General features: G+C 59.5%; 14 protein-coding genes. 2 read left to right on the top strand and 12 right to left on the bottom strand.

Features of this window, described 5'->3' with window-relative positions; genetic code table 11:
• Positions 1-112 precede the first annotated feature (112 nt).
• Together IM739_RS19100 and IM739_RS19095 are read left to right on the top strand one after the other, a co-directional pair.
• Positions 113-589, top strand: a complete 477-nt coding sequence (locus IM739_RS19100) for a chemotaxis protein CheW (RefSeq protein ID WP_007602970.1) — start codon at positions 113-115, stop codon at positions 587-589.
• A gap of 223 nt (positions 590-812) precedes the next feature.
• Positions 813-1,022, top strand: a complete 210-nt coding sequence (locus IM739_RS19095) for a hypothetical protein (protein ID WP_237369234.1) — start codon at positions 813-815, stop codon at positions 1,020-1,022.
• Positions 1,023-1,032: 10 nt separating this feature from the next.
• On the opposite strand, the gene IM739_RS19090 is transcribed toward IM739_RS19095, so the two are convergent.
• The 12 genes from IM739_RS19090 to IM739_RS19035 are packed head-to-tail and all read right to left on the bottom strand — an operon-like array spanning position 1,033 to position 17,233.
• Positions 1,033-2,121, bottom strand: coding sequence for an alginate lyase family protein (locus IM739_RS19090; protein ID WP_237369233.1), 1,089 nt, complete (start codon positions 2,119-2,121; stop codon positions 1,033-1,035).
• 4 nt (positions 2,122-2,125) lie between these two features.
• Positions 2,126-4,873, bottom strand: coding sequence for a tetratricopeptide repeat protein (locus IM739_RS19085; RefSeq protein ID WP_237369232.1), 2,748 nt, complete (start codon positions 4,871-4,873; stop codon positions 2,126-2,128).
• A 27-nt stretch (positions 4,874-4,900) separates the two neighbouring features.
• The gene (locus tag IM739_RS19080; RefSeq protein ID WP_237369231.1) at positions 4,901-5,536 is read right to left on the bottom strand and encodes an alginate O-acetyltransferase AlgF; all 636 of its coding nucleotides are present in this window, start codon (positions 5,534-5,536) and stop codon (positions 4,901-4,903) included.
• A complete protein-coding gene (locus tag IM739_RS19075) occupies positions 5,533-6,897 on the bottom strand; it encodes an alginate O-acetyltransferase AlgX-related protein (protein WP_237369230.1) in 1,365 nt (454 codons plus the stop codon). Before IM739_RS19075 ends, IM739_RS19080 begins: the two co-directional genes overlap by 4 nt.
• Entirely contained in the window at positions 6,894-7,667 is a 774-nt protein-coding gene (locus IM739_RS19070) for a hypothetical protein (RefSeq protein ID WP_237369229.1), read from the bottom strand. Before IM739_RS19070 ends, IM739_RS19075 begins: the two co-directional genes overlap by 4 nt.
• Positions 7,660-8,808, bottom strand: coding sequence for an alginate O-acetyltransferase (locus IM739_RS19065; RefSeq protein ID WP_237369228.1), 1,149 nt, complete (start codon positions 8,806-8,808; stop codon positions 7,660-7,662). Before IM739_RS19065 ends, IM739_RS19070 begins: the two co-directional genes overlap by 8 nt.
• Positions 8,809-8,821: 13 nt before the next feature.
• Positions 8,822-10,270, bottom strand: coding sequence for an MBOAT family O-acyltransferase (locus tag IM739_RS19060; RefSeq protein ID WP_237369227.1), 1,449 nt, complete (start codon positions 10,268-10,270; stop codon positions 8,822-8,824).
• Positions 10,271-10,275: 5 nt separating this feature from the next.
• Entirely contained in the window at positions 10,276-11,781 is a 1,506-nt protein-coding gene (locus tag IM739_RS19055) for a right-handed parallel beta-helix repeat-containing protein (RefSeq protein WP_237369226.1), read from the bottom strand.
• Positions 11,782-11,791: 10 nt separating this feature from the next.
• Positions 11,792-13,207, bottom strand: coding sequence for a mannose-1-phosphate guanylyltransferase (locus IM739_RS19050; protein WP_237369225.1), 1,416 nt, complete (start codon positions 13,205-13,207; stop codon positions 11,792-11,794).
• 59 nt (positions 13,208-13,266) lie between these two features.
• Positions 13,267-14,388 carry a pilus assembly protein PilZ gene (locus IM739_RS19045; RefSeq protein ID WP_237369224.1) on the bottom strand — a complete coding sequence of 374 codons (1,122 nt, stop codon included), beginning with the start codon at positions 14,386-14,388 and terminating at the stop codon, positions 13,267-13,269.
• Positions 14,389-14,421: 33 nt separating this feature from the next.
• On the bottom strand, positions 14,422-15,900 hold the full coding sequence (locus tag IM739_RS19040; protein WP_237369223.1) for a glycosyltransferase: 1,479 nt from the start codon (positions 15,898-15,900) through the stop codon (positions 14,422-14,424).
• Between the two features lie 13 nt (positions 15,901-15,913).
• Positions 15,914-17,233, bottom strand: a complete 1,320-nt coding sequence (locus IM739_RS19035; RefSeq protein WP_237369222.1) for a nucleotide sugar dehydrogenase — start codon at positions 17,231-17,233, stop codon at positions 15,914-15,916.
• Positions 17,234-17,393 lie beyond the last annotated feature (160 nt).

Raw genomic sequence — 17,393 nt, 5'->3', positions numbered from 1 at the left:
AACAAGGGCTCTCTGTCACGGACGGCGGAGACGGCGTTGTCTCGAGAGTGCACGATTGAGCTGGCATTTTGGTCGCGGCTGCACGTCGGCAGCAGCTTGGGAGGACATGCAAATGAATTTGACTTCAAACTCGAATGCCGCCGACTCGCTCGAGATCATTGCATTTCGTCTGCATGATCAGGAGTTCTGCGTGAAGACGACCTCCATCCGCGAAATCCGCGGCTGGGCTCCTGTCACACCCATCCCGCATTCACCCTATGAAGTGCTTGGTGTCATGAACCTGCGCGGCACCGTGATCCCGATCGTCGACCTGGCGGTCAAGCTCGGCATGCCGGCAGCACAGGCAACCGAGCGGAGTGCCGTTGTCGTGACCGAAGTCAACGGTATGACCGTCGGGCTGCTGGTCGATGGCGTATCGGATATCCTCACCGTTGCCGGTAGCACCCTGCAGCCGCTTCCGGCCGCCACGGGCCCGAGTTCGGCGTTCTCGGACGGCATCATCGCCCATGACAAGAGCATGATCTGCTTCCTCAGCCTTGAGCGCATGTTCGGCGAAGACGACCCCTCCGGCTGGGGCATGGCGGCATAAGCCGACCCCCTTGAACTTTCACCTGTTCCAGGTTGACGCGGTGCGCAGAGATTGCGCGCCGCCATTTGGATTTTGTTTGCCATCTTGGCAAACATGTTGCCACCGTTCCCGCGCCATCCACGAGGAATTGCGACTTTTTTAAGTGTTCAGGGCCATTGTTGGCTTCTGGACGCTAGAAAAACACACATCTTTGGCGCATGATATTTTCGGAGGAACCGGGAAGGTGACGCAGTCTATTCATACTGATGCCGAAGATCTGATTGGCCGTCTGCAGGAGGCGCTTGTGGGAACGCATGGTCGTGATTTCTCGCTCGATGCCGTGCGTTCACTCGTCTCCATGGAAGTTGGAGAGTGGAATAGCGACCGTGGTCCGCAACCGATCAAGCAGGTTGCCCCGCTGATCAGCCACAAGATCCGTCTCGTTTCCGAATAGTCGTTCTCCTTCAGCGAATGGCTGTTATGACGCAGCTCGTTCGCTTGTTTCCATACAACGCCGTGACATTGCCGCCGAGCTTGGAGTTCGACAGCGGCCGGAGGTCGGCGAACTCGGTTTCCATCTTCTTGTCATTGCTCAACGCGACATAGGGTTCGAGCCACCCGAGCGACGACGTGTTGTCCTTCAAACCAGGCTCGACCGTCTGTTTGACGCCGGTGATTTTCTGAACAATTGTTGGATCCTTGACGGCGTTGATCGAGAAGCGCGCCATTGTGGCCAGCTTCGTCAGGTCTGCCCCGCCCTTTCCATAGCCCGCAGAGCAAAGCCGTGCGATTGATGTGACCAGCGGCGACATCGCATGCAACTGGTAGTGCAGAGCATATTGCTGCCGGTTCATCTCAAGAGGCAGGCTGCCATCAGGAGAGGCATCGGCAATCATCGTCCGGTTGCTGAGAATGGCCCAGTCGGTCAGCGGTTTGTCTTCATTGAGGATGCCGACCTCTCCAACCGCGAGGCTCGCCCAGGCGCGCAGGTTGTTGCGGGCCGCCCCCTTCGTTGCATCATTGTCGAAGAAGTCGACCGTTGCGCGAGCCCGTTCCAGCAGCCATTTCTCGATGACGCGCTGTCTGTCGGCCACACCGCTCACCTGGTTACGGCTTTCTGCATAGGCGATGGCGATGCCGCCGACACGCGAAGGAACGGAGAGTTTGGCATTGTCCGTCTTCATGTCGCTAAGTGCATTGGCCGAGGCCCATTGGTATACGGCATTGATGACGCAGCGCTGGTACTCCGCACGGGTGGCTGCGTCGGTTTCCTTGCCGGCCTTGGTCACCTGCTTGGCCAGGTTCTGGATAAACAGATCGATAGGCTTCAAGGCCTTGGTCACGGCAGCGTCGGAATCATCGTCCAGATCGGATCGAGTTTTGGAGGCCGCTTCATAGCGGCTGCCAAAGCCGAGGCTGATCACCGGGGCGGGGATTGCGAAGCAGGTCTCTTCCGCAGCTTCCGCGATGGATGCTGTGCCACTCAGCGCCGTCAATGCGAGCAGTGATACCGCGGCAGCGCCGCATATCCGTGAAGTGGTCAAATCGGTCAAAGGCTCAGCCCTCCGTTCCAGCTTTGGTCAACATCAAGACATGGGTGGCTTCGGGATAGCCAGCCGCGGCCGACTTCGCCATCCAGTATTGGGCGGCATCAAGCGCGGGCTTTGTTCCCGTGCCGTAGGCATAAGACTGCGAAAGCAGATACATGGCTTCAGCATCACCAGCTTCAGCCGCCTTCTTCAGCCATGCAAAAGCATCGACGATGGCCAGGCTTTGCTTCGGGTCGTTGCGCAGCAGCTTGCCCAGTTCCCGCATGGCCACTGGCTGGCCGGTGTCGGCAGAACGTTGATAGAGATCCCTGACATTGATCCTCAGGCTTACTTGACGCCTGATTTCAGGCTTCATGTTGGCCAGCATGAGGAGTTTTTCGGGCATGCTGTTGAGATCCGAGCGCTGAACGAGGTCAACGAAGATGTCGCTCGCCGCCTTCGGATCATAAGCGTCACCGGCATTGTTGGCATAGTATTTCACCAGACGGTAGAAGGCCGCCGGTTCGCCACCGCTGCGAGCCTCGGCGTACAGATCAAGCGCCGTCTTGTTGGTGTCCGGCGTGTTGAGTTCCATATACATGTCGGCGATCTTGACCTTGCGCCAGGCATCATCGGTCGCGATATGGGTCGCGATCGCCAACCAGCGCTTGGCATCTTCTCGGTTGTGCCGCATGGCGAACTCGGCGAGTGACATCGAGTCATCGTAGTCGCAGCGTTGCGAGCCGATGGCGCGCTGATAGAAGAGCTCACGCGTTGCATCGTCCTCGGCATTCTCGGCAAGCAGCAACTGGGCGGCCATGTCGCCCTTCTGCTTCATCACATCGCCATAGTAGCTGACAGGCGAGGAAAGCGGATCGAGGCCTTCGCCCTCCAGTTCTTCCAAGAGCCGGATGGCGCGACCGTAGCCGCCTTCAGCCAGTGGCTTCAGGATTTCCTTGGCAAGTTGCACACTGTCGCGGTCGCTGGCGTAGTTTTCGATAAGGAAGCGTGCAAAGCTCAGCCCGGCATCGACGCTCATCGCTTCACTGGTCAGCCGGATACTCTGCTTGGCTTCGGTCATCCGACCTTTCTCGACGTTCTGCTTGAAATCCAGCAGGACGGCTTCAACGGTCGCGCCGCGCCGAACCTCGGCGCGCTGCTCCCAGAATTTCAGCACCTGTTCTGCGTAACCGGCGCTTTTCAGATAGCGTTGATACAGGGCCAAGGCGCTGGCACGGCCGTAGAGTGCCTGGGTCTGGATCGCTGCAATCACAAGCGGATCCTTGAGTTGCGGGAGCTGGTCAATCTGATCGGCCTTGAGATTGAGGGTCTTGTTGCCCGCGCCTGCTTCAATATCCGACCAATAGGCCGCAGCCTCCAGGTCGGGGCCATTCGGATCGATGCAGAGATAGATGCGCTGCAACTTGGCAATGGCATTGATTTCGCCATTGCTCTGGATTGCCTGGCTGAGAAGATCGGTCGAGCGGGCGAGAGTGGCTGCACTCGGACTTTCGCGCACGAGAAGTTCGGCGAGATCGATGCCGCCTTCGATGTCACCGCGCTTAACCGCTTCTTCCAGCAAAGGTTTGGTCTTTTCCGCCGATTGCCAGACGCCCTCCCTGTTCTGGACCAGACGTGCAAGACGCGTGAAGGCCCAGGGCGGAGGGTCTGCTCGTTCGATGAGCTGGCGGAGCGTGGTCTCGTAGGCTGCCGCGTCTGCCGTGGAGGTATCCTTGGTCTGCTCGTAAAGTTGGGCTTGCTTCACCAGTCCGGCCTGATTTCCGGATCTTTCCGCGATGCCGTAATAGTGAAGCGCTTTTTCCCGATCACGCTCGACGATTGCACCATCGGCGTAGAGCCGGCCGAGCTCCAGGATCGCGGCCATGTTGCCACCGTCTGCCGCCATCGTCAGATATTTCACCAGAACATCATTATCCTTGATGATCTTTTCGCTCAGCAGATTGTATTCGGCGACTTCCCAGGCCGCGGATGTATCGCCAAGATCGGCGGCGAACTTGTACCAGACAAGGCTGACATTCGGGTCATTCTTGACGATCTCGCCACCGTCGTATTCACGCGCGACGCGGCCGATACGGTCGCAAATACCTTCATCGAGAACACCAACCAGCGAACCGAAGGCCATGTTGACGGCCAGTTCCGGTTCGATATCCCATTTGGAAATCTGTTCGCCGTTTTTGGTCATGCGGGCGAGGTCGAGGATGGCGTCCGCGTTGCCACCATAGGCAGCCTGGACCTTGAGTTCTAGGCCCCGGGTCCGGTCGGTTTCTATACCCTTGCCGTCGATAAGGTAATCGGCAAGCGTATTCAGAGATCCGGCGGGGTGGTCCTTGTTTTCCAGAAGCTTGCCGACGAGACCTTGTTCCCGAACCGTTTCACCTTCGCCCATTGCCAGCATCAGCTTGACCTTGTCGAACAGCGCGTCCTTGTCGCTATAGTCTCGCTTGATGGTTGGCAAAAGTTGTTGCATGCGGGTGAGGATCGGCTCGAAACGTCGGGCGTCGATATCGCGCAAACGGTTCATGTCGCGTGTGATGGAATAGGTTTCACGCTTGGGCAGGGCCTTGCGGTCCCATGCCGTCCAGTCGGCGATCATGTCTTCATCGCGGATGCGGGGCGTGCAGACTGCCGATTTGGGGAGGTCGATGTCCGGCGGCAAGAACCGGACATCGATGGGCTCGCTTCTTCCCGGAGTTCCGGTGGCAACCGTCATCACACCTGCCATGAGCAGCGATTTAACCAGTTTTCCAATCGTCATGATAAACCTCCGGACCTATTTCAGGAATTAACGCGCAATGGTGCTGGGGACGGCGACTGCAGTGACGTCGTCGCCGGTGCCGGTGACCACGATTGTCACACCGGCAAGCCGCTTGAATTCGACCGCGTCGATCTTGGCGATTTCCTTTTCGCCATCACGGACCACGAGGTCGACTTTCAGCGGTGCTCGCAGGGCAACCGACTTCGATGCACCGCTGTCGACATCCGACACGGCATCCGATCCGGCCTTGGGAACGAAGAGATCGAGCGCTGCCTTTTCCGTCAGGTTGTAGAGGGTCAGTGTTGCCTTGGATGGATTCTTCGTCATGTCGTCTTCGACCGTGACGACACCGTCCTGGGTAATGACGGCTGAGTAGAACTTACCGGCTGCCGCCTCGACACTTGCCTGGCGGAAGCTGGATGACACCGCGATGTCGCCGGGTGCCACCGCCACATAAGGCGAGACGCCGTCGTTCAACTGGCTGAATGAGCTGTTCTTGACCGAGGCAATTGATGAACCGGGTGCGATCACCCTGACAAAGGCCGAGTTCGGATCGATCGGCTTTTCATACAGACCACCGTCGTCGGCCAGGGATGGCAGAGCGAAAGCAAGCGTCGTTGCCATTGATACCAAAGTGAGATTGAAGCGGGTTTTCGTCATCATGACTCTTCTCCGAGTTTCGTCTTGCAGACAGAGAGGGAGGTGTCTTCGCCGACAGGAGCATCGAACGAGACGGCGACCTTGCTGAACGATCCGGCAGGAAATCCGCCCAGCGAGAAGTAATAGCGACCGGTTGAGCGCAGGCGATCGCCGCGGTCCATGGCGCGGGTGCGTGTCTGGCCGTCCGCACCGGTGAACTTGAAGGTGACATTGCGGCTGGTGTCTGAGCCGATGTCGGCCAGCAGAACCTCGTTTTCACTCAGCTTGACCTGGGCAAGATCGGCTTCGACGGTCTTGCCGTCGACCGATGCGATCGTCAGGGGCGGGCTGCATTCGCCAAGGGACGCGGCAATGATCTCATTCCACGGGGCCGCGCCGAATTGGCCGAGATTGTTGTAGATCGGGTTTTCCCAGATCAGGAAGCGCGGCCGCTGTTCCTGGAATTCACGCGACGTGATGTAGGACAGGATCGAGCCGAACTGGTTGCCGCCCGAGATCGAATAATTGTCCACCGGGATCTGGGTCCAGTGTTCAAGATAGCCGGAGAAATTGCTGATCGGCTTGTCGGAGTAACTGGTGCCGATCAGCGCTATCGTGGCTTCGTCCCCGCTGCCGAAAATGTCCATGGAGGCGCCATCGGTGGCGGCTTCTTCTTTACGTACCGCGCGGTAGGCGTGCGCGGTCACCGTCGGGACGTTCGAGATGCAGTGCTTCTGCAGAAGCTCGCGCATGCTCGAATATTCGGGATCCGGCTTGACCTCTTCCATGGCGAATTGCACCGGTGTCACATCGCCATAGGCAGGCAATTGCTTCATGCGTTCGGCGATCGCTTTCGCCGCTACGCTTGCGCCATGGGCCGTCCAGTGGAAGTCCGACTGGAAGAACGAGTGTTCGCCGAAGCCGTTGATATTGTCCTTGCGCATGGGTGATGCGATATCGACCGCCGCTACAGCTCTGTCGCCCAGCCGGCGAATGACATCGCTGTAGATCTGCATGGCTATATCGGCATCGAAGCCGTAGAGCGAAGCCTTGGCCGGCACGAGTTCGGGCAGGACCTGCGATTTCGTCGGCAGGGGCACGTAAATCAGTGTCGTGCCCTTCTGCTCGAGCGCCTTTGCCATGGCAGCCAAGTTGTCGGCGGTCTGGTCAGTGAAGGCGTGTTGAAGACGAAGATCCGCCAGAATACGGAAGAACATGCCGTCCTTGCCTTCGATCATCTGCAGATCCGAAATTTCCTCCAGATTGCGGCAACCGTAGGCGGATGATGGCTCTTCGCCGGTCTCTGCCCAAGCCACGGAGGCACTGGACAAAGTGAGTGTGGCGAGCACGCCGGCGAGATAGCCGCAATGTTGTCGGGTGGTCATGGTTGTACCTCCGCATGTTCTTCCGATGGTGGATTATTCAGTTTTGCCAGTATGTTGCTGGCAGCGGCCTTGATGCCGATGCTGCCGCTGTTCTGGGCTATGGCGAGGTAGCGGCCTGCCTGTTCAACTTGTTCGGGCGTGCGTTCCCTATTGGAAAGCAGAACGACGGCGAGCTTGAACGCGGTTTCGCCGTTCTTTTCACCTGCCCCGGACGAGAGCAGCGCCTGAAGTTCGTCGCGCCTTTCGCCGAAGGGATGGCCTTGGCTGTAGAAGCGGACGAGCCCGTCCACAGCCTTGGCGTTGCCTTTTTTGGCCTGTGCGCGCAGGACGGCTTCGGCGCTTTTCAGATGGGCGGGGCGCAATTGCACATCTGGCTTTTCCAGCAGATCGAGGATGTGGCGAACCGCATAGCCTCGGCCCTCGAAGGCGGCGATGGTGAAATAGTGCAGAGCATCGGTCGTGAATTTGGGATCACCGTCCTTGACGATCCTCTCCGCAAGCCGGAACGCCCCGATGCCGTCACCCGCATCGGCGAGGGCCTGCAGTTGCCGGTAGCTGATGCGCTTGCCGGCGAGCAGATCCTTGCGGACCGCCTGCAATTCCAGGGGCAATTTTGCAGCAGGACCCGTTGGTGCAGGCCTGGGAGGTGGCGCGGGCTCTTCCGCCTTCGGACGGGGGAAGAACGGCTTGACGCGGGCCTCACTCGGCTGGGCGGCAAGCGCGCCGACACAGGCAGCGAGAATGGCCAGCGGATACAAACGCTTAGACATTGCCTTCTCCAACCGGGCCGTGATGACCGCCGTTGCCGGCATTCGTCTTGCGCGTCCACAGGGTGTCCGTACCGAGATAGCGGACCGGGAATTCCCAGACGATGACACTTGGTGGCGTATCGGTCAGCACCTGGCCCTCGAGCAGATCCATCATTGGAACACCGGGACCGAGACCTTCCTTGGCGACATTCACCACATCGGTGGACAGCGTCTGGCGCAGGAAGTCGGCGAAGGACCAGTTCTCGTTGGCGCTATAGCTGGTGCCGACCAGCATGACAGGAACGGACGCATCACTGCCGAAAATGTCTTCGCTGCCTTCGGCCTCGGTGACTGAGGCCCTGTAGATCGGAACACTTTCCGGCGTCAGGCCGACACGCGGTGCATAGTCGGGAGATGTGATGTATTTGGTCAGGTCACCCCAGACATCGACCGGGGTTTCCCAGGAGGCGGTAACCTGCTCGGAAGCGAGCAGGATGCCACTTTGCCGGAACGTATTCTGGACGGCTTCCGCCGTCGCCCTGGCCCCGGCAGGGGTCCAGTGGGTGTCGGATTTCAGGAACACCTCGTCCTTAGGTTTGGCTGCGAGCATGGCGGTACGCGTATCGACAACCGTCATGCCGGCCTGGCTGAGAGCGGTCGAGAAGTCGCCGTAGGCGGTCACCATGGCGTCGTTGCGCATCATGTCCGGTAGGTGCTCGGTATAGATGTCGGACTTGGCCGGTAGAGGCACCATGACAAGTTCTATGCCTGCGGCGGCCAGCTTCTTGCGGATCTCGCCAATCTGGTTGACCGCAGACTCGATGTCCGTCGGTTTGACGCGCTTGAATTCTTCCCCGGTGAAAAACCAGCCGTCGTCACCAACGATCACACCTTTGCGGCCGGAGCCGAGCAGGGCATAGCGGGCGTTGCCGATGACGCCGACAGCGGCATCGCGGTGCGGCAGTTCACTCTTGTACAGCGCGTCCAGATCGCGAGTGGCTTCACCGTCGATGACGTAGGAGAGCGACAGGTCGTTGACCTGGGCTGCTTCGGCTTCGCTGCCGGCGGCAGCGAAGAGCATGGTTGAGTTCGCGTAGATCGCGTAACCGAAGAAGACGGTCGGAAGTAGCAATGTCGCGGTGTGCTGGCGAATGCTGGACATGTCTTATCTCCTGTCAGAACTGGAAGTAGAGGAAGGGCGAAACCGACTGTTCCGACAGGCGCGCCACGGTCACGATGAGCAGAAGGCTCATGGCGATCGGGTAGGCGAGCGAGGGAATTGCCGTGGCCGTGCCATTCGCAGAAACCTGGAAGCCATGTGCCTGAATCCCGTTCTCGGCATCGGTCAGCTTCTTGAAATATGGCTCGGCAAAGACAGCGAAGATGGCGAGAACCAGGAAGAGCAGGTTTTCGCGGGTGACGTTGGCGAGGAACTCGATGCTCGGGGTGATGCCGTTGAGGCCGATCATGCCGCCATAGACGGTGAAGGCGTCTCCAACATCGGCAGCCCGGAACATGACCCAGCCGATCAGCACGAGAACCAGGGTGACGGGAAGGGCGATGGCGCGGCTCGGTACGTTCTTGGCCCAGCCGGTGTAGCGTTCGCAGGCAAGCCATGCGCCGTGCCATGCACCCCAGAGCACATAGGTCCAGGCTGCGCCATGCCACAGGCCGCCGAGCAGCATCACGAGGAACAGGTTGACGTAGGTGCGGGCCGAGCCTTTGCGATTGCCACCAAGCGGGATGTAGAGGTAGTCGCGCAGCCAGGTGGACAGGCTGATATGCCAGCGCTGCCAGAATTCGGTGATCGACAGGCTGAGGTATGGCGTGTTGAAATTCTGCTTGAAGCGGAAGCCCATCATCAGGGCGAGGCCGATCGCCATGTCCGAATAACCCGAGAAGTCGAAATAGAGCTGCAACATGTAGGCAATGGCGCCGAGCCAGGATTCCACCATCGTCGGATTGGCCATGGCAAATGTCTGGTCGGCGATCGGGGCCACGGTGTCGGCGATCAGGACCTTCTTCGACAGGCCGATGGTGAAGATATAGAGGCCCGAAGTGAAGATCGGCAGGCTGTGTTCGCGCTGGATGAACTGGTCGGTCAGATCGCGGAAACGCAGGACCGGGCCGGCTATCATGTGCGGAAACAGGGCCATGAAGGCAGCAAAATCGACGAAGCTGCGCGTTGCCGGCGTGTCCTTGCGGAAGACGTCGACGATGTAGCCGATGGCGTGGAAGACGTAGAAGGAAACGCCGATCGGCAGGATCAGCTGCCAGTGATATCCGAGGTTTTCCGGCGTCGTGCCGATGAGGGCAGCAAAGCTGTCCATGAAGAAATTGAGATACTTGAAGATGCCGAGCACGATCAGGCATCCGATGATGCCGACAACCATGGTTGTCCGGGCTCTCGCTTCTCCTTCCCACCTGGCAATCAGCAATCCGCAGCCATAGGCCCAGGCGGTTACGGCGATAAACAACAGCAGGAAGTCGGCGCGCCACCAGCAATAGAAGATGTAGGAGCCGATCAGGATCGTCCATGAGCGCAGCCGATCGGGTGTCAGATAGTAGGCCACCAGGAAGAGCGGTAGAAACAGGAACAGGAATGTCTCGGATGAAAAGACCATCGACTTTAACTCCCTGACTGGCAGTCCGTCCGCGCGGACGACTGTTCATTGGCGTGGATGATGAAGGGTTGGGCCGTAGCGTCTGCGGTTGAGATGCGCAGAAGTTGCGGCACGTAGCTGGCGAACTCGCCGTCGAGCAGGATGGGTGACTGCCCGGCAAAATCATTGCCGCTCAAAGCCACTTGGCTTGCCGAGCCGCCGTGCAGGCCGGATCTGTTGGCAATAAACTGGTTGCCGTCGATGGTGAGCGCGGCTTTGGGGCCCTGTTCGATAACCGAGATGCCGGGTCCAGAATTGTTGATCAGCTGGTTTTGCGACAGCGCCAGTTGATCGCTGGCGCGGATTTTGATGCCGACCTGCCGATTGGCGACAACGATATTGTCGATCAGCCTGACGCAGGTGCCGCGCACGACCGAAATCCCGCCACGGCCATTGCCCGAGAGCAGATTGGCCGACACCTTGATGTCACGAACACCATTGGCCAGGAAAATGCCGCTGCCGCGATTGCCGAGCACGAGGTTGTGCGCGATCTCGATATCCGAGCTGCGGTTCTGGATATTGATGCCCTGAGCCTGCCGCGACCCTGTCACGATGTTGGACAGGATGCGTGCACTGTTGACGCCCTTAACGGCGATCGCTGGCCCGTCTGCATCGCGAAACTGGTTTCGGGCGATCAGCACATTGTGGGTATCAAGCAGGTCGACACTGCTAACCCTGTCGAAGGCACTTTCAACGAAAAATGAACGCATCTTGGCAGGCAGAAGTGCCGCGCCGATGATCGAGATGCCGCTGGTCGAACCGGAGCCGGGAAAGCCAAGATTGCCGAACTTTGCCTTTTTGGCCTGCAAGGCACCACTCATTGCGGTGACGATGAATGGTTTGAATTCAGGCAGGCCGTCATTGCTCTCGGGCGAGCCGGATATTGAACCGTTATTCACCTGGAGTAGGCCAGCGTTCAGGACGAAGGCGCCAGCACGCGTCGACAGTTCAAGTCGGTCGCTGTCTTCGATGACCAGGCCAGAGTCCGACCAGATGACGATTGGCCAATTGGCTGTCCATGTTTCGCCGTTCTGTTCGATCGCACCGGGAAATTGGGTCGCCGCTGTTGCTGCGAGCTCCTTCAGCGTGATGGTGCCACCGCGAATGAACAAGGCTGGCGCGTTGGCATCGGTCAATGCTCTGCCGATGTCTGCACTGAACCGTGCACCGGTCTGCAGACGCAGTTGTGCCAGCATGAAGTCCACCGGGATCGTATGCAAGCCGCCCTTTCCCTCGATCGTCACGAAGGCAGGTGCGTCGACTAGGACCGAAGGTGCAATACCGTGAAGTCGTTCGGTGAGGAGCGGTAAAAGGCTCTCAACGGACGTGTCGCCCGAGGCTGCGTGGTCGGTGACCTGATTGATCTGCCCGGTCAACCTGGCAAGAGCCGCATGATCGAGATTTTCGGCATTCACACCGAATGCCGTCGAGGCGAGCAGTCCGGCAAACAGAAGTGAGGCGCTTCTTCGCATGGAGCCGTCCTCAGCTGTTCACGAGCTGGCGGCTGCCGGCCTGGGGTTCCAGGTTTGCCGCAACCACTTCGCAGACGACCTCGACGAGCTGCATTTCGGCTTCGGGTCCGCAATAAATGACGGTGGCTTCGCCCGGCGGAACTTCGAACGTATCGCCGACATGAAGCGGCCGCGTTATGACCCCGTTCTTGAGCAGGCCAGAGCCATTCGTAACCGTCAGCATCCGGTGGCAGTTCAGGTCCTCCAGCATCGGCAGCATGCCTCCGGCGCGCAATGTCATCATGCGCAGTTCATATCCGGGACCGCTCTGCACGCGGCGGATTTCGCCCCAGGCCATCTGGTTGCGGGCATGTTCGGCCAGTTCACGGCGTTTGATGATTTCGAGCTTTTTCACGATCTGCTTCACCTGTTGCGCCTGGTCGCGGGTGGTGATCAGCAGGGCGTCGTCGGTATCGACGACAACCACGTCCTGCATGCCGATCACGGCCACGAGCTTGTTTGTCGAGCGGATGTATGAGTTGCGGGTGTCGAGGCTGATGACGTCACCGCTCAAAACGTTGCCGTCGTCGTCCTTTTCGGCAATGTGATGCAGGGCGTTCCAGGCGCCGACATCGCTCCACGCCACGTGCAGCGGCGCGATCACGGTGCGGGGCGAATGCTCAAAAACGATGGATTCCGTGGGGAGATTGGCAGCGGCGAACAATGCTTCGGCATTCAGATAAAGCGCATGTTCCGTCTGCAGGCCGAGTTTGGTGGCGTTTCTGACCGCCTCATACGTTGTGGGATCCAGCCGCTGGAATTCGGAAATCAGCACATCGGCGCGAAACAGGCTGATGCCCGAAGCCCAATACGCATTGCCGGCCTTGATCAGGGAAGTTGCAATTTCCACCGGGGGTTTTTCAATGAAGCTTGCAACCTTGCGGGCGCAGTCGAGCGTGTCCAGCGCCCCGCCGTCAACGATATAGCCATAGCCTGTTTCCGGATATTCCGGAGGAACGCCGAAGAGAACAATATGTCCGCTTTCGGCTGCTGCACGGGCGGCCAGGACATTGCCTGTCAGATCGCCCTTGACGATGTGGTCCGACGGGATGACGCAGATGAGCGCCGCGGGATCGGTTTCGGCGAGATCGAGTGCCGTGGCAAGAACCGCGGGACCGGTATTGCGGGAGATCGGCTCGGCGATAATGCGGGCCGGGCAATTCAGGTCGTTCAACTGGCGCAGAACGGTTGCGACATGCGAACTGCTGACGGCGACGATAGGGTCTGCAAAACCCGGCATGCGATGGCGTTCAACCGTTGCATGAAAAAAGGTGGTCTCCGAGTTGCCGTCGATACGCTGAAACTGTTTCGGGTGCTCGGTGCGGGAAAGGGGCCAAAGGCGTGTGCCGATGCCGCCGCACAGGATGAGGGGATGGACGTTTTGCATGACTGCTCCTGTGAATCCTGTTTTTCGATTGCGCGGGATTGTCTGCCTCGCTGCGGTTCTCAGCCGGCCGTGCTGTTGGAGGACATCAGGCCGAGTTGCTGGGCAATGGCGAAGATACGGTTGCTGATGATGCGCACGGAGACGGGCGAACCCACGGCTTCCCCACCGAGGGCGGCATCCGGGGTGATGACGGCGCGCATCTCACCTTGCGAACCGACCGGTGTCAGCGCTTGTGCGCCGGTGGTGAGTTTGCCGTAGGCAACCACGCCATCGGGAAATTTAAGCTCGGCAATGTCGCCGCGCACCAGAAGTTTTGCCTGATCTGCACTGACGGTCGCAATGACGACCGGTGCCGTCTCGCCGGTGACGACTTCGGCGACGGTATCGCCGGCCATGACAGTCGAACCTTCCATCGCGGCGCCTGGCAGGATCTTGCAGTCGCAGGGCATGTTGACGCTCAGCGTATCGCCCGAGACGGCCTGCAGGGTGTAGAGAACCTCACCCTTGCCCGCGCTGAGGTTGAGATAGGATATCTGGCCGCTTGCCACCGCGCGCAGCGGCTGGCCGCCGGCCGAAAGCGTAGCGAGTTGGGCAACTTCCTTGGAGAATACCCGCTGATAGACGAGGTTTGCCGCGATGGCGGCCAGCGCCAGGCTGAGCGCTGCGGTTGCAGCGACCCGCAGGCCGCGTCCGACGTAACTGCCGAAGGTCGTCGATCCACCCTGGTTTTTGGCGTTGCTCACGCCAGCCTTTTCGCGGCGGCTGATGATGCCGTCGACTGAGGTGATATCACCGGCGATATGGCTGTTGAGCAGATAACGCAGGGTCGGCAGGTGTTCGCCGGTCGGCTCGATGAAGTCGAGACGCAGTTCCCCGGTTTCGGACTGGATGCGGCTAATGCGAACATCGACCTGCAGGGCGATCGTGTAACCGTCGAAATCGAAGCGCAAAACAGCGATCCGCTGCTTGCCTTCCAGTTCCGGTCCGGAGAGACCGGCAACAGTTGCAGACACAAGGGACAGGCTCTGGCCGCTGAACTGTCGACCATCGATGATTGCGGAAAACGGGATGTTGGTTTTCGGGTGCTCTGTACCGTTGTCCAGGAGGACCGGGACGTTTGCGGCCTGGGTGGCCAAAGCCTGTGATGCTGTGTCTCGTGCGGGCTTTTTCTCGATGTCCATTGTCACGGTCCTTCGCTGTTGGGGTGGGCGCGGTTAGATGAGGTTGCCGACATAAGCCACACCGAGGATGAGCCATCCGAGGGCAAGGCCATGCATGTAGGTTGAACTGTGGGCCTTCAGCCGCTGGCCGAGAGGCAGGCTGTAGCTCCCCGTTTTCGCCGCGGACTGGCGTGTCCAGCGCTGGCGGTCGAGACGGAAGAGGATGAAGCTCTTGATCACCGCGCCGCCAACCTGGCTGAAGTAGAGAAGGAATGGAAAGGTGACCGGGAAACTGCGTTTGCGGAACGCCATGATGATCGTGCACATGCAGTAGCGGGTGAACATGACCCAGGCGAAATACAGCGGCAGGATCCAGGGGCTAACGAAGAATGTGGCGAGCAGAATGCTGGCGGGCCCGGCAAGCGTTGTCCAGATCGAGATCGCCTGGTCGAGGATCGACCACCAGGTAAAGTAACCGATCTGTGAGGCGGGCAGGGCAAGTGCGCGGGCGTTGGTCCGCAGCATGTTGCCGAACCAGCGGGTCATCAGGACCGTTGCGGAGTCCATGAAGCCGGAATTGGGCTGGGTTTCGATCGAAACCGTGCAGAGATCTGGCAGGTAGAGCATCTTGTATCCGCGCTGCAGCAGCCAGTACCAGGTGGACTTGTCGTCGCCGGTGAGGAAGTGAACCCGGCCGAGGCGCCAGTGATCGATGAAGTCGTTGCGGACGAGATCGACGAAACCGCTGTCGGTGGCGAGATTGGCACGGAAGATCGACATGCGGCCGGTCAGGGTCAGCACGCGTTCGCCAAGCGACATCGAAGACATCATCACGTGGCGCTGGCAAAAGCGCAGATCGAACCAGTCGCGGAACAGGCGCCCGCCTTTGGTGTCACTGTACTCATCTGTGGTGACGGCGCCGACGGAAGGGTCGGTAAAGAAGGGCAGGCTGCGGTCGATGACGTCGACCGGTACGCAGCTGTCACCATCGACGAATATGACGATATCGTTGCGACCCGGATTGAGCTTGGCGATAGAGCGGAGTGATGTGGCGAGTGCATCGCGCTTGCCGGTGCCGGCGATCTTGTCGATCTTCAGGGCGACCATCGCTTCCGAGCCCGGATTGCGGGAAGCAACAGAGGCCATGACCTGTCGGATCAGCCGTGCGTCGGCTTCGTCGACGATCGAGGCGACGATGGTGGCGCCACCCTTGGCGTGATAGGCCGCCTCGAAGATCGAACGATAGACCCGGGTCGAGATATCCGGAGCGATCTTATAGGTGGTGACCAGGAAGAAGGTGTGATCCTTCAAGCCGCGGGCCTGATAGGCCTCGACGGCGTTTTTGCGCCGGCGAGGATAGGCGAAGTTCAGGTAATAGGCGGCCCGCGCCAGATTGATCCCTGCCCAGGCATAGCGCCAGGCGCCAATCAGGCCGACGGTGATCAGGGTGCCGGAGACGGTCTGGACCGCCGGATGCGGCACGCTGAGCGCCAGGATCGTCATGATGAGGAGATAGATGACGTGGGCCAACATATCGGTGCGCTCCTTACCAGCAAATGCCCTGGTAGGTTCCGGCTGAGCGAATGCCCGGCCGGATGCGAAGCAGGTCGACCATGGGGATCTTGTCACTCGATGCATCAAGCACCGGCATTGCCTCGGCATAGTGATTGCCGACAAGGATCACATCTGAGCTGTCCACGAGGTCATCGAGGTCGCTGACGAGCCTGTTCTTCAGGTCGATGGCTGTGTCATTGCCGCGACCGGCGCCGCTCATGCCTTCCGCATAGGCCTGGTTGACGAAGGGGTCGTAGATCTTGAGGTCGTAACCCCGGTCGATCAGGCGAGAGGCAAGGCTTGCGAGCGGGCTTTCGCGCAGATCGTCGGTTCCGGTCTTGAAGCTGATGCCGACCATGCCGATTGTCTGTCCGCCCATCTGCGAAACCATGGTCTCGGCGCGGTCGATCTGCGCTTCGTTGGCTTCGAGGACCGCGTCGAGAAGGGCGGTCTCGACATGCTTCTCCTTGGCGAGATGACGCAGAGCGCGGACATCCTTCGGCAGGCAGGAGCCGCCAAAGGCGAAACCGGGACGCATGAAATAGGGGGAAATGTTGACCTTGAGATCCGAGCACAGGATCTTCATCACCAACTGGCCGTCTACGCCGCTCGCCTTGGCGATGTTGCCGATTTCGTTGGCGAAGGTGACTTTCACGGCGCGCCAGGAGTTGCTGGTGTATTTGATCATCTCTGCGGTGGCGAGAGAAACCGAGTGGCACGGGCACGGAAGCGCCTCATTCAATTCGTGCAGGACCTTGTCGGTCTGCTCGTCGAGAGCACCAAAAACGATCAGGCCCGGATCGTAGTAGTCTTCGATCGCTGTGCTTTCACGCAGGAATTCCGGGTAGTATCCGACGCCGAAATCCTTGCCGGCGATCAGGCTCGTGCTGCGCTCGAGCGCCGGGATGCAGACCTGCTCCATGCTGCCCGGCACGATGGTCGAGCGAATGACAACGGAGTGGAAACGGCCCTTGGCGGCGATTGCTGCGCCGATCGCCTCGCAGGCCTTGACCACATAGGTCAGTCCAACCGAGCCGTCCGCTGCGCTCGGCGTGCCGACGCAGACAAAGGATACATCGGTCGAAGAAATTGCCTCGTGTATATCGAGCGTGGCGCGCAGCTTGCCAGTGGCGACGGTCTGCTCGATCAGGGGATCAAGTCCCTTTTCAACGATCGGTGCGCGTCCGTTGTTGATCGTGTCGACCTTGGCGGGGTCGATATCCACGGCAACAACCTCATGTCCATCTTTGGCCAGGCAGGCCGCTGCCACCACGCCGACGTAGCCGATTCCAAATACGCTGATCCTAGCCATGTGCTGCCCTTGTTGTTGACCGCAGGCCTTCGGGGCCTGTCGGTAGTTAACAATCGTTTAAATCCGTCTTTAGGATTGGCAGCTATGGTTGTTTAGTAAAAGTCAGGAAAGACCCGACAATTGTCAGGTAAATTCCCGATAATTATTTAATAAAAACATA

Source organism: Rhizobium sp. SL42 (assembly GCF_021729845.1).
Lineage (GTDB): Bacteria > Pseudomonadota > Alphaproteobacteria > Rhizobiales > Rhizobiaceae > Allorhizobium.
This window is presented reverse-complemented; position numbering and strand designations above follow the sequence as displayed.

Coding starts and splice junctions, on each gene's coding strand:
- IM739_RS19100 (WP_007602970.1), top strand. CDS start 113: ATGAATTTGACTTCAAACTCGAATGCCGCCGACTCGCTCGAGATCATT.
- IM739_RS19085 (WP_237369232.1), bottom strand. CDS start 4,873: ATGACGATTGGAAAACTGGTTAAATCGCTGCTCATGGCAGGTGTGATG.
- IM739_RS19080 (WP_237369231.1), bottom strand. CDS start 5,536: ATGATGACGAAAACCCGCTTCAATCTCACTTTGGTATCAATGGCAACG.
- IM739_RS19075 (WP_237369230.1), bottom strand. CDS start 6,897: ATGACCACCCGACAACATTGCGGCTATCTCGCCGGCGTGCTCGCCACA.
- IM739_RS19070 (WP_237369229.1), bottom strand. CDS start 7,667: ATGTCTAAGCGTTTGTATCCGCTGGCCATTCTCGCTGCCTGTGTCGGC.
- IM739_RS19065 (WP_237369228.1), bottom strand. CDS start 8,808: ATGTCCAGCATTCGCCAGCACACCGCGACATTGCTACTTCCGACCGTC.
- IM739_RS19060 (WP_237369227.1), bottom strand. CDS start 10,270: ATGGTCTTTTCATCCGAGACATTCCTGTTCCTGTTTCTACCGCTCTTC.
- IM739_RS19055 (WP_237369226.1), bottom strand. CDS start 11,781: ATGCGAAGAAGCGCCTCACTTCTGTTTGCCGGACTGCTCGCCTCGACG.
- IM739_RS19050 (WP_237369225.1), bottom strand. CDS start 13,207: ATGCAAAACGTCCATCCCCTCATCCTGTGCGGCGGCATCGGCACACGC.
- IM739_RS19045 (WP_237369224.1), bottom strand. CDS start 14,388: ATGGACATCGAGAAAAAGCCCGCACGAGACACAGCATCACAGGCTTTG.
- IM739_RS19040 (WP_237369223.1), bottom strand. CDS start 15,900: ATGTTGGCCCACGTCATCTATCTCCTCATCATGACGATCCTGGCGCTC.
- IM739_RS19035 (WP_237369222.1), bottom strand. CDS start 17,233: ATGGCTAGGATCAGCGTATTTGGAATCGGCTACGTCGGCGTGGTGGCA.